A 12,564-nucleotide genomic window follows, 5' to 3' on the forward strand; every position below is an offset into this window, starting at 1 on the left:
GTACGCCTACCGAGACGTAGGATTTGGGGCTGAAGTAGCCGCCGTGTCCATAGGTGAAGTAGCGCAGGTTCTTTTGATAGAAGAAGGAGGTCAGGCCCAGCCCGGTGGTGAAGCTGAAGTCTTTGGTTTTATACGCTCTCCAGTAGGCACCTGCTCCAAATTCGGCCATGGTGTTTTTGGCGACGTTTTTACCGGTCAGTCCATAGTAGCCAAGGTTGGCGTAGACGCCGCCGTCTTCTCCATCGTAGGAGGTGTCGAGTTTGATGCCGCTACGGGTGACGCCACCCCAGGTGAGTCCATACAGGCTGTCTTTGGCTCCGGCATAGGAGAGGTAGCTGTCGGTCACTGAACGACGGGCGATTTCTATGCCGAGGCTGGCTCCGTCATCTGATCCACTCCAGCGCAGGCCGCCAACAACGTTCTGGACGGGGAAGCCGATGGGGCTGGAGCCGATGTCGGCACGCACGCCTGCCAGTTCATAACTGAGGTTGAGGGCGACGCCTTTGGCTTCCTGATCCAGGGTGGCGACGTTGGAGAGGCCTTGCTGGCGGGCGATGGTGGTGAACGGGACTTTGGCGTATTTGGCTCGTTCTACCAGGATGGCATTGCGGCCATACTGGCCGGCGATGTTGGTGTCGTTCAATGCCAGGGTACCGGCGTCAGCCAGCACGGGGATAATTTTTAAACCGAACTGGCCCAGGCCCAGGGTGCTGATCTGGGCTTCGATGGGCAGTTCTACGCCATTCAGGGCTGACAGGCCTTTTTCTCCACTGCGGGAGCGGCCTGCCACTTCGACTGTGACCTGGCTTTGGTTGAGTTCATTGATGGCGTCGATTTCTTTGAGCAGGGACGCTTCTTCCGGACTGACGTTGGTGCTCTGCGCGGGTTTGCCCAGCTTGCGTGCCGCTGAGATACTGCCTGTACCAGCGGGGTTGCTTGCATATGCGCTACCGCTGGAATAACCGCTCGTGCCTGAGGCTCCTCCTGCATTGCCTCCCACATTCGCCGCATTCCCCGACGCATATTGCTGTGGTATCGGCAAGCTTGCGGCTGTATAGCTGACCCTGGGTGGAATGTATGGTGCACCCGGCGTGACATACTGCGCCACCTGGGTTTGCTGTTGCGAAGGATAGCTGCCCAGCATACTGGCACCATTACTGTACCGATCCGTCATACCGCTATTGGGGTCGGCCGGTGCGCCACCGGCCTTGGCTGGCGGTGCGCTAACAGCTGGACTAACAGCGGGACTGCTGGCTGGTGCTGTCTGCAACTTGGGTACTGGCGGCAACGGGTAGGCTGGTACCGATGCTGCCGGAACTACAGGTGCTGCCGCTGCCGGCACTGCCTGCAGGGCTGGCAAGCTGGGCACGGTTTTGCTGGTCGGGCTGGCAGGTGTGGCAGTAATGGAAGATGATGTCAAAGGCTTGCCTACCGGCGCAAAAATGCCTGTGTTGTACACCCCTGCGCCGACCGCACCCGGGTTAACGGTATTACCGCTGACCGGTACTTCTTTCAGGACCGGGCCACGTGCGGCTGCATTGGCAGTGGTATTCGTATTGGTATTCGTATTGGCCTTGCCGTCAGCAAAAGGATTAACCTTGAAATTGCTGGTAGCATTGATTGCATTGCTAGCCGGTGCAGTATCGACCAGGCGCAAACCATTCGGCCCCACACCCATTTCTGTTTTTTGTACACGTTCCAGCGCAAGTGCCTGCTTGAAGTAATCAAGGGCGCGGCTATTATTACCCTTTGCGCGGGCAATATTGCCTGCCAGGGACAGATAGCGTGGATTCTCTGGCTGCAGGTCCATCAATACACCGAGATAACGTTCGGCATTGGCAAAGTCGCGCGCTTCCATGGCAGCGTAGACCAGGCCCTGCAAGACTTCCGGATTTTCCGGATCGGTTTGCTGCACTTTTTGGTAAATGTCGCGGGCCGAGGCTGAATCGCCAGATGCGGTATAAATCCGTGCCAGCGTCAGCAGCAAGGCATTGTCATCCGGATTAGCGATCAGCAGGGGTTGTATGTAATTGTAGGCATTGGCGAAATCACCTGCTTCGCGTGCACGTTCGGCATAACGCATGGCCAGTACGCGTTGCAATTGACCGAAGGAGCGAATTTCTTCCTCTCCCAAATTCGGCATCGCAGCAACGCGGCGCATGACGGCTTCCAGTTCTGCTTCCTGATTGCTTTGCATCAGGGTACTGGCAAATTGCAGCAGCAAGCCAGCGGACGGCTTGGCGGTATTTTGCACCGCCTGGCGTATCATGGCAAAGCCACGCTCGTTATCGCCCAACTGTATGTACAGGTTGGCCATGGTGCCGGTAAATTCAGGATCATTGCCCGCCACAGGTTCTACGCTGGCGAGTATGTTTCTGGCAGCATCGCGGTTACCTTTGCGGTTGAGCACGGTGATGCGGTCAATCTGCACCCTGACCCACAGGCGCTTTTGCATGTCCGCCATTTCTTTCTTGCGCGAGGCAGGCGGGATGCGTTCCAGTGTCTGCATGGCTTCCCACCAGTATTGCTGCATCTCGCTCAGCAAGGCACTGACATACAGGGCTTCGGGGTCGGCATTTTCTACATTGGCCAGAGCATCTACCAGCGCCCTCGCCTGCCCCGGCATATCACGCTTCAGGTACAGCCGGGCCAGTGCCATGCGCAGCCAGGCATTATCTGGCTTGATCATGATGGCATCTTCATAGGCCTGCTGGGCAGTGTTCAGATCACCGGCAGTTTCTGCGGCTTTGGCCTTGTTGGCCAGTTCTTCCGATTTCAGGTTCGCCACAATTGCCATATGGCGCGGCAACATGTAGGGCGTCAGGGCTTCCAGGTCAGCCAGACGCTTTTGCAGTACCAGTACCCCGATCAGGCCATCGAGTGCACGCAAGTTCTCTTTATCGGCATTCAGCACACGGCGATAATTGGCTTCGGCCCCGGTCAGGTCATTTTCTGCCTGCAAGGCATCAGCCAGTTGCAGTATGCCTGACGGTTCGGTGCCGTTCAATTCTATGGCTTTGCGCAAAAAGCCTATGCCCTTGGCGCTGTCACCATCTTCAAATGCACTCCTGGCTTCGGCCACGATGGCCCAGTAACTGGCATCTTCATAGGCTTTGCGCCACTGGTCCTTGGATTGGCCGGGCGACAGGTCCACTGCTTTTTGCAGGAAGCCGCGAGCATCAATAAATTCTTCTTCGCGCATCTTGACCAGACCCATGCCGCCATAACCAATAGGGTTTTTTGGATAGGTTTTCATCAGCGACTGAAACTCGGTGGTAGCCGTTTCCATGTCATTGGCTTCCAGTGCGTTGAAACCGGCAACACGACTTTTCTCTATCGGGTTTTCCACCACCCTGGGTGCGGCAGGCGGTTTGGCTTCTTTGGCGGGCCGGGGCACAGCGCCTGCTGGCTCTGCTTTCACCAGCTCTGCTTTCACAGGTTCTGCTCGCACCGGCTTGCTGAGGCTGGCCAGTCTGTCCTGTATCAGTTTGTCGTCAGGATGTTTGTCGAGATAGGTGCGAAAATATTTGGCGTTTTCCGGCTTCAGGCCCATCCAGCTCAATGCCTGGCGCCAGGATTCTGTCGCCTGCTTGCCGACATCGGGTTTATGGCTGAGATTTTCCAGCAGGCTCATACCTTCCGGCCTGGATGGCTCGCGGTAAGTCAGTACCTTGGCATGGGCCAGGGCATATTTGGTATTGCCGGGATTATCACGGCTAAGTTTTTCCAGCCCCTTGCGGGCTTCGGCATAACCGGCATTGGTACCGGCCAGTACCTGCAGGTATTCAAAGGCGGCTTCGCCCTTGAGTTTGCTGGGGTCACCCATTTGTTTGAAGGCATCCACGGCGGCATCGGCATCACCCTGTTGCGCCAGTTTGCGTGCATTGTCGAGCTGGCCTGCACCGTCTGACTTGCCACCGCGCATGGCCTGTTCAGCATTGCGTAGCTGGGCCGATGTGGCCTGGGTACCGCGCAATTTGGCGAAATAGGTTTTAGCCTGCTCTGGATTGCCTGCCTTGGCTTCCAGCGAAATCAACGCCATCAGCGCATCGACATTGGACGGATCCACGTTGAGCAACTTGCGCCAGATATCAGCAGCATTATCGTCACGACCACGTTGCTGCCAGAACTGCGCCTGCTCTTTCAATTGTTGTGTCAAAGGGGATTCCGCGTGCGCGATACCACACTCGAAAAAAACCGATAAAAGCGCTAATACCATCGCTTTTTTCTTTAAGACCATTGATGTCCCCTAACGACTTCTTTCCAGGTCAGTCTAACCTGGAAAATAAATAAATATCTTTTATCTGCCCGCCCATCTACTTTTAAATGGTGGCGGGGTTTTAAATGCCTTTTTTCCCATTTTATTCCAGCTAAAGCTGGATCAGTAAAACAGGAAAATGCCGGGTGTATCACCCGGCATTTTTTACCACGACCACGTCAGCCTGGCTTTATTTCTTCTTGTCGCTCAGTGCCAGACGCGATGCTGCCTGCTTGCGCAAGAAGCGGAACAGCATGGTGGCTGCAATCAATGAAGCCAGCATCAGGAAAATAATCATCAGCAAAGGCTGGGATGACAAGTTCCATTTAATCCAGGTCCACAATGGCAGGCTACCCGAATAATAGGTATCGCCGATCTGCACATTGGAAACACGTTCGCCCTTGATCAGGACCAGATCTCCCTGGAAGCGGCTGCGCAAATCTGCCTTGTTCAGACCCGTGGACAAATCAGCCAGACTGGCAGAATCGCCCGCTGTCATCACGACCACATTGCGACCACTGGACAGCGGAGATTCAAACTGCATCATGGCGCCAAAAGAATTACCTGTTCTGGCCAGCATTTCACCGGCATGACGTTCGACATTGTCCAGATCGCGCCCTGCCCAGCGATACAGCAGACGCAGGAAACCGGTAGGGATTTGCAGGCGGTTGCCGTTTTCATCCATGCTCATGGGCATGTATTTGGACCATTGCTTGAGCAAAGGCAAATTACCGCTGGTACCAATCAGCAAGAAATCCTTGTCGCCGTGCTTGTCGGCGTCACCGCCGCGTATCAGGGTATTGTTCAACACCGGGTAACCAGTGGATTCGCCCATACGGCCCATGACGTTGAGGAACAATTCCATTTCCTGCGCATTTGGCCTGTCCGGCAACACGATGGCAGTCTGGGACAGATCAGCCATGCGGGTGAACGGGAAACCGGCATTGGCCATGTACGCCAGATTAGGCATGGCGGCATAGTGCGGCATATTGGAAAAATCGATAGTCGAATCCGGGTCAACTGCGGAACGTACATTGTCGAGGTACACGTCCTTACACGCACCCTGTTTTGGATAGTCGTAATAGAAGTGGAACTGCAACTGGTTTTCTGCACCGATACGGAAAGTCGGCACTTGGATATCTTCCTGTGCAGAACGCTGACCATCCTTGAAGAACAGCATGACCGATTCCTTGATCTTGCCTTTTTCTACCTGACCACCAGACAGCGGCAGCGAACGCACGAATTCATCATTGATGCCGATGTTCAGCGTTGACTTGTCAACCGTAGGACGTGGTGTGAAACGGTAGCGCAAATCAATCGGCACACCTTCTTTTTGCCAAGTGAACAGATCGGGCGCAACACGCAGATTCACTTTGATGAGATCAGGGGTCAAGCCACTGACGCGCAGTGCTGGCGGAGCCGCCAGTTCGCCAAATTTCACAGGACGGTCAGTCGGCAGCCACTTCGGTGCATCATAGGCTTTACGTGCGTCGATTTCTTTCAGGTTCTTGATAACGGCGCTGTCACCGGACAGGGCAAGTTGCCCCATGGTCAGTGCCTGCACGGCAATCTTCAACTCACCTGCATCACGGCCCAGTACCAGCAGCAGTTTTGCCTTGACATTGCCGGGGTTGGGGATGATGGCCAGGGTAGGACCGGTAATGGCTGGCAACTTGATACCGGCCGGTGCTTCATTGGCGGTGGCAAATACGACCGCATTACCAATCGGCAGCGTGTTTGCTTCGATAGGGAAGCGCGCACCGCGATAGGAAGACAGGTGACCAAACCAGGAAGCGACAACACCGGCATTACGCAAGATATCCAGTGACGGTGTGGCCGGCATGACGAAAGGCAGCTCCAGCAACTTGTTGTCGCGGCGATCAAAGAATGGCGCTGGCAACATGCCCAGGTCATTCGCCAGCGTCAGTGGTGATACGGTCAGTTCCAGATTCGAGGTATGGCTGACCTTGGCCCACAGGCTGGAATGATACGGGTCTTCACAATCCCGGGTGTAATGGCCGATAAGCTTGAAACTGAGCTGATTGAAATCGGCAAAATAACGCGGATCAATCACATCTTCGCGTACGATGCCTTTTGAGGTTTCCCTTGGCAGCGGAACCACGCTGACCAGTTCATTATTCACCAGTACCTGAATATGCGACAGGTCTGGCAGCAGCGCTGGCGAATAGGCGATGCCGTAGCGAATCTTGGCAGATGTAATGACTTCATCGCTGCGTACGGTGAAGGGGAAAGAACGCTCGCCCTCGGTACCGCGCAATTCTATGCTGGAACCAACGCCTACCATATCTTTCAGGCTGATGTTATAGGTCTTTTGCCCGGTAGGCGCGACGATGGGCTGCACCAGATCATCAATCGCCACTTTTTCGGTTGAGGTGGCGGCGGCTTCGGCACTGGCACTACTGGCGCGCTTGGACTTGGCCAGCACATCGTCATTGTGCATGACACCGGCCAAACCACAGAGGATTGCCAATGCGGTGGTGCTGCCTTTGCGCGACAATTTTGTCCGTATACTTTTCGCGATGCTTTTCACGATGGGAACCTCATTCATTTTGTTCATATGTTCTGTTTTTTCCCCGATGTATTGCTTGATGCTTGTACCAAACCGTGAAAATCCGCGCATGCTGTGGAAGGCGATTTCTTTCAGTCCGGTGAGTGGATGATCAACATCCCTGTCATTCGACCAGCTCAGCCAGACGTCAGCACGGCCGATGGTGCAATTGATCAGATCCATTTCCTGCTGCATGTCCAGCGGCGCAAACTGTACGCTGAGCAGATTACCCTTGAAGAACACCGTCTTGGCCGGAAATACCGATTCGCCATTCGTACCATACAGCGAAATCGCCAGCTCTTCGTCTTTTTCCATATTAAAACCATCCGGCACCCGGAAGGACATGCCGCCCATGGAAAAATCTTCTGTCTGGCAAACGATGGAATGACCATTGTTCAGGCGCAGCGTGGCATTCAGTACCGCCCTGACCCTGTGAGTACGCCGGACCTGTTTCGATTCGGTTGCCACGGCCAGGGTGGCCCCCAGTATCACCAGGTTATAGATCGTCCACAACATGTTGAGAATGACGGTATCAAGTTCATAGCTGTTCCACCACAGTGCCCGGCCAAAACCGACAAAGAAGCCCAGCACGTTCATACCCAGCATGATCAGGTAAGGTTTGGAAATGGTCCAGTCAAAATGCTCCTGCTCAACCAGACCACCCTTGGCCGTCACGTTGAACTTACCCAGTTTAGGATTGATCAGCGCCACCAGCGTGGGGCGGAAGATATACCAGGCCAGTGTGGCCTCATACACCTCGGCCCAGAAGGAATGCCGGTGTGCTCCCTGTATGCGCGAATTGGTCAGGTTGGCGTGCAACAGATGCGGCAGCGAATAGGCCGCAATCGACAGGGCAGATGCCTTGATGATATGCACTTCAAAAAACAGATAGGACAGCGGTGCCAGCAAAAACACCATGCGCGGCAAGCCATAAAAGAAATGCAGCATGGCGTTGCTGTAACAAAGTCGCTGGCCAAAACTGAGCCCCTTGCCCAGCAAGGGATTATCCGTTCGGAAAATCTGCGCCATACCACGCGCCCAGCGGATACGTTGCCCCACGTGGGCAGACAGACTTTCAGTCGCCAGACCGGCTGCCTGCGGCAAGGCCAGGTAAGCAGTGTTGTAGCCACGGCGCTGCATCTTCAGGGCGGTATGCGCGTCTTCTGTCACGGTTTCAACCGCAATGCCACCTACTTCTTCGAGGTAGGTGCGGCGCAGGATGGCGCAGGAACCGCAAAAGAAAGTCGCGTTCCACAAATCATTACCGTCCTGTATCAGGCCGTAAAACAATTCGCCTTCATTCGGTACATTGCGGAAAGTCTGTAAATTGCGTTCAAACGGATCGGGCGACAGGAAGTGATGGGGGGTCTGAACCATGGCCAGCTTGGGATCAACCAAAAACCAGCCCATCGTATATTGCAGAAACGAACGCGTAGGCATGTGATCGCAATCGAAGATGGCGACGAATTCCCCGGTGGTACGCTTCAGGGCCGCATTGATGTTACCGGCTTTCGCATGGTTATTATCGGCACGGGTAAAACACTGCACACCAACCGATGCGGCAAATTCGGCAAAGGCTGGCCGGCGACCGTCATCCAGGATGATGATATTGAGTTTGTCCTTGGGCCAGTCTATGCCCATCGCTGCCAGCACGGTAGGCTTGACCACAGCGAGGTCTTCGTTATAGCTGGGGATGAACAGATCAATGGTAGGCCAGGACGATGTATCCGTTGGCATCATCACCGGCTTGCGCTTCAATGGCCAGGCTGTTTGCAAATACCCCAGCAACAGTACCAGCCAGGCATACACTTCTGCCATGATCAGTACCAGCGCAAAAAACAGGTCAACGATATTTTCAGTGCCGATGGTATAGGTCACACGCCAATATATATAACGACTGGTGGCGCTGATGGAAAACATCACCATTACCAGCGAAATCAGGGTGCCGGTATAACGGCGCAAATACATCGCCGTACCAAAAATGACGATGGAAAACAGGGTTTGCAAAGGCAGTTCCAGCGGGATGCTGATACTGGTCCAGTACAGGAAAACCGCGACCATCAGGGCTAAAAAGCGCGAAAACTTGTGTTCCCAGCCGGGCCAGTTGACCATGGTCCGCCCCAGGTCGTTCAGACGACCGTAGAGATATCTGGAATTAAGTATTGAGCGCATTAATCAACCAATCTGAAATTCTTTTGCAGCCACATCGTCAGTTCCTGCACATCATGCGTGGCCGAACAGTGCTGTGAATAATAAGACACCGGCGTCTGACAGGCCAGGGCTTCACTGACGGCTTCATCCCGGTGTATGGTAATGGGAATGAAACGTTTGCCCAGACTGTTGCGCAACATGCCGAAGACATCACGGCTCAATTGTTTGGCAGCATCCATCTGATTCAACAAATAGCAGTAGCCCTGAAAGTCGCTACGCTCACTACAGTAATACTCAATCAGCGATTCTATCGACGGTATGGTGGAATACGAAGCCGCATCCGGCTTCAACACCACCAGGGCATAATTTGCCACACTTAATACCTGCTGCAAATAGATGCTGGGGCCTGGTGGCGTATCAATCAGCACCACACTGCTGTCATCAAGTTGCAATGATGCCAGTCGCTTTGCCAGCCAGTGCGGATCGGTCTTGATATCCTGTTCAAATACGGCACGCTGGCTTTCATCGACGCTGCCATATGGCAGAAAATCAACGCCATAGGCGCTTTCAAATAAACCGTCCGCCCAGTTGCTATCTATCGCCTCTTGCTGGGCGATACCGCTGGGGTCATCATGCGGCATACCAAAATGCAGTCTCAGTGCATTTTGCGGATCAAGATCAAGTATGGTGATACGCGGACCCAGTCGCGCCAGGGACGCAGCCAGATTGGCAGTCACCGTAGTTTTTCCTACACCACCTTTGGGAGAGATAACGGCAACTACCCTCATGGTTTAAATATTTTTTTAAAGAATGAATTGACACCTGTCTCTACCGATTTTTCTGCTTCAGGCTTGGCTGCCAGCCGGCCAAATACGGCACTCACAGGCACATTCCCACCAGGTTGCGCAGCTGTCTGAGCTGGCGCCGGTGCCAATGCCGGTGCCACTGTCGTGCGGCGTCCGCCTATTGATTGCAAAACTGATGCTGTGGCCGGCGCTGCCGCGACAGTTGCACGTGTAGCAACCGGCGGTGCTGTTTGCACTGCGGGTGCTACAGGTGTTGCCGGAGTGGTAAAGAAAGACGGTTTTGCCGAAACTGCAGCAGGAGATGCAGCCACAAATGCAGATACCTGTGCTTTCGGTGGCTCGCCAGCCACTGGCTGACGCTGGGCGAACAGGCTGGTGGCAGGTGCTTCCGCTTTGGCTGCGGCATGCAGCACTTCGCGCGGCGCTGTCGCCACATTCCTGGACATGAATGCTGACGCAGGTGCGGGTGCTACTGCCGGTGCCACTGCGGGTGTAGCAGTTGGCGCCGCAATTGGTGCCAATCCGGTCCCGGCGTCGCTCTCAACTTCTTGCTTGAGCAATATCTGTTTCAAGGGTGGTGTTTTGACAACCACCGGTGCAGCTGCCAGCAAAGACGTGGCAGGTGCAACTACGGCACTGGCTTTGGCGCTGGCCGGTTTGGCGACTGCCTTGCTGCTAGCGGGATTAAAAACACCTGTACCCTGACTGGCAGCACCCGGAATCGCCACTTCAGATTCCTGCGCATGCACACGTTTTGGCGTCGGTGCGCCATTCACGCGCACATCACGCAGTAATGGCCATCGCTGCCGGGCTTGCTCACTGTCTGCATCGCGGTTAATTTCGCGGTAAGCATCTGTGGTTTGCCCGAATTTTTGAAAAAGGTTTTTTACGTCATCATCCATAATAGTCACCAGCCCCTATATTCCTGCTGTGCCAACTTACTGAGGACTTACGCAAAATCGCCCTTGAGCATGCTGACGCTTCGTCTGTTACGCTAACGATTGTCAATCTCATGCCACGGCTGAACGGCTTTGCGTAAATCCTGTTACTCAAAAAATCAACGACGTGTGAAATACGTCTGTTCTTCAAGCTGCTTCTTTAAATCAAAAACAAATAACTGCCCGTCTTCAAACACACCATCACGTTGCGACAGACGCAAAGACTTGTCCATGCCCAGGGTTTCAAACCATTGCGCATACATGCCTTCGAGCAAAGCTGGCGACCAGTTCAATGCCTCCTCACCAAATGCCACTTTCAATGGAGACGCATGATGAGCGACCACCAGCGCATCGGCTTCTTCGACCAGTTCGACCCAGCCCCAGTTCATTTCTGACCAGACGCGATTCATGCAGGCTTCCAGTGCTTGCAGACTGCTGCCATCGGCGACATTAAAGCCACTTCCCATGGTGCGTCCGAGCTGGTACATGAACACGCGCAAATCCTTGGGTTCACCCTTGGAAGCGAATTCGGCAGCAAACGCTGCCAAAAAAGCACGCCACTGGTTTGAACACTGCTGCTCTTCGTAATAACGAACATTATTTGTAGACATACTCAATGCGCCCTTGCGTTGACTTGTTCACTCTGGTTTGTATCGTGACACGCAAACCTTGGAGAGTGTTGATTCGTTGCGACTTTACCACTCGCTAACATTGCCAGTCCAGTCAAACTGGATAAAGAAATGTCAACAATTTATAAGCAAATCAAGGATTTATAGTTATTTATACATCCTGCATACCATTTTTACAATTGACCGCCCAAAACCGCTTATTTGACGTTTTATTTTCTTAAAATTTCCTGCATCTCTCAAATATATCTCACGCATGTCTCCGTCGACACAACAGGAATACAACGCGGACACAGCACAGACAATCTGCGGCTCATAATAAAAAAACAATGGCAACCCAAATTGGTACATGCCGACCTGGGCAGATCAGCGCAAAACACGCCAGGCCTGTACATTCCACCTGGCAATATTTACTAAAGATCAACGCTGTTTCTTGAGGCCAGTCAGTAACCAGTCAATGATTTTCTGGATACTTAGCGCGGCGGGATTGTCCGGTTTGTATTCCAGTACTGGCCGTTCATAAGCCAGTGCTTCTTCGACTTGCGGACTTTCCTGCACGATGAAAGGGACCATGCGGTCGCCAAGACGATCTGCTATCAGCGCAAGCACGTCTTGTGCCAGTTGTCGCTGTGAGCCCTGGTTGACGATATAGGCAGAACCTACATCTGCGTTACTGCGCTGGCCATACGTGGAAATAAGTTCTTCCATTTCTGGCAAGGTGGAATAGGAAGCAGCATCAGCCAGAACAACCACCAGTAAAAAATCCGCCGCATGGATGGCTTGCTGCAAATAGACCGACGGGCCAGGCGGGGTATCAAGCAAGACGACGGCATTGCCTGGTAACTTGGCTGCCTGCAGTTTCTTGCGCAACCAGGTGTCCTGCTTTTCCAGCACTTGCTCAAAGCGTATGCGCTGGGCTTCGCCACCATTGCCATACGGCAAAAAATCAACGCCAAAAGGACTGGTAAAACACGCATCCATCAATTTGGCGCGGGCGGCTGTCAACAGGCTGATGCCGTTGGTTTCGCCCTGCTCCAGGCCACCAAGATGCCATTGCATGGCATTTTGCGGATCCAGATCAAGAATGGTGACCGGCAAACCGCGTTGCGCCATGCCGACACCCAGATTGGCGGTAATCGTGGTTTTACCGACACCGCCTTTGGCAGACACAATGGCAATAACGATCATGGTTGCGCCCCATGCCCCGACAGGCGGC

General features: G+C 53.9%; 6 protein-coding genes. All 6 read right to left on the minus strand.

All coding sequences use genetic code 11. From position 1 onward, the window contains the following. A partial coding sequence (locus H8L32_RS26825) for a cellulose synthase subunit BcsC-related outer membrane protein (protein WP_186950939.1) occupies positions 1 to 4,159 on the minus strand: 4,159 nt, incomplete at its 3' end. 289 nt (positions 4,160 to 4,448) lie between these two features. Next, positions 4,449 to 8,999 (minus strand): UDP-forming cellulose synthase catalytic subunit, encoded by a 4,551-nt coding sequence (bcsA, locus tag H8L32_RS28240; protein WP_186950940.1) that lies wholly within the window; start codon positions 8,997 to 8,999, stop codon positions 4,449 to 4,451. Further along, entirely contained in the window at positions 8,999 to 9,766 is a 768-nt protein-coding gene (gene bcsQ, locus H8L32_RS26835) for a cellulose biosynthesis protein BcsQ (protein ID WP_186950941.1), read from the minus strand. The genes bcsA and bcsQ (H8L32_RS26835) overlap by 1 nt, the downstream gene beginning before the upstream one ends. Next, positions 9,763 to 10,686, minus strand: a complete 924-nt coding sequence (gene bcsP, locus H8L32_RS26840; protein WP_186950942.1) for a cellulose biosynthesis protein BcsP — start codon at positions 10,684 to 10,686, stop codon at positions 9,763 to 9,765. The genes bcsQ (H8L32_RS26835) and bcsP overlap by 4 nt, the downstream gene beginning before the upstream one ends. A gap of 155 nt (positions 10,687 to 10,841) precedes the next feature. Then, the gene (bcsD, locus tag H8L32_RS26845) at positions 10,842 to 11,333 is read right to left on the minus strand and encodes a cellulose biosynthesis protein BcsD (protein WP_186950943.1); all 492 of its coding nucleotides are present in this window, start codon (positions 11,331 to 11,333) and stop codon (positions 10,842 to 10,844) included. Positions 11,334 to 11,768: 435 nt separating this feature from the next. Then, positions 11,769 to 12,536 carry a cellulose biosynthesis protein BcsQ gene (gene bcsQ / locus H8L32_RS26850; protein WP_186950944.1) on the minus strand — a complete coding sequence of 256 codons (768 nt, stop codon included), beginning with the start codon at positions 12,534 to 12,536 and terminating at the stop codon, positions 11,769 to 11,771. Positions 12,537 to 12,564: the final 28 nt, after the last annotated feature.

The sequence above is a fragment of the Undibacterium hunanense genome (genome assembly GCF_014284335.1).
GTDB lineage: Bacteria > Pseudomonadota > Gammaproteobacteria > Burkholderiales > Burkholderiaceae_D > Undibacterium > Undibacterium hunanense.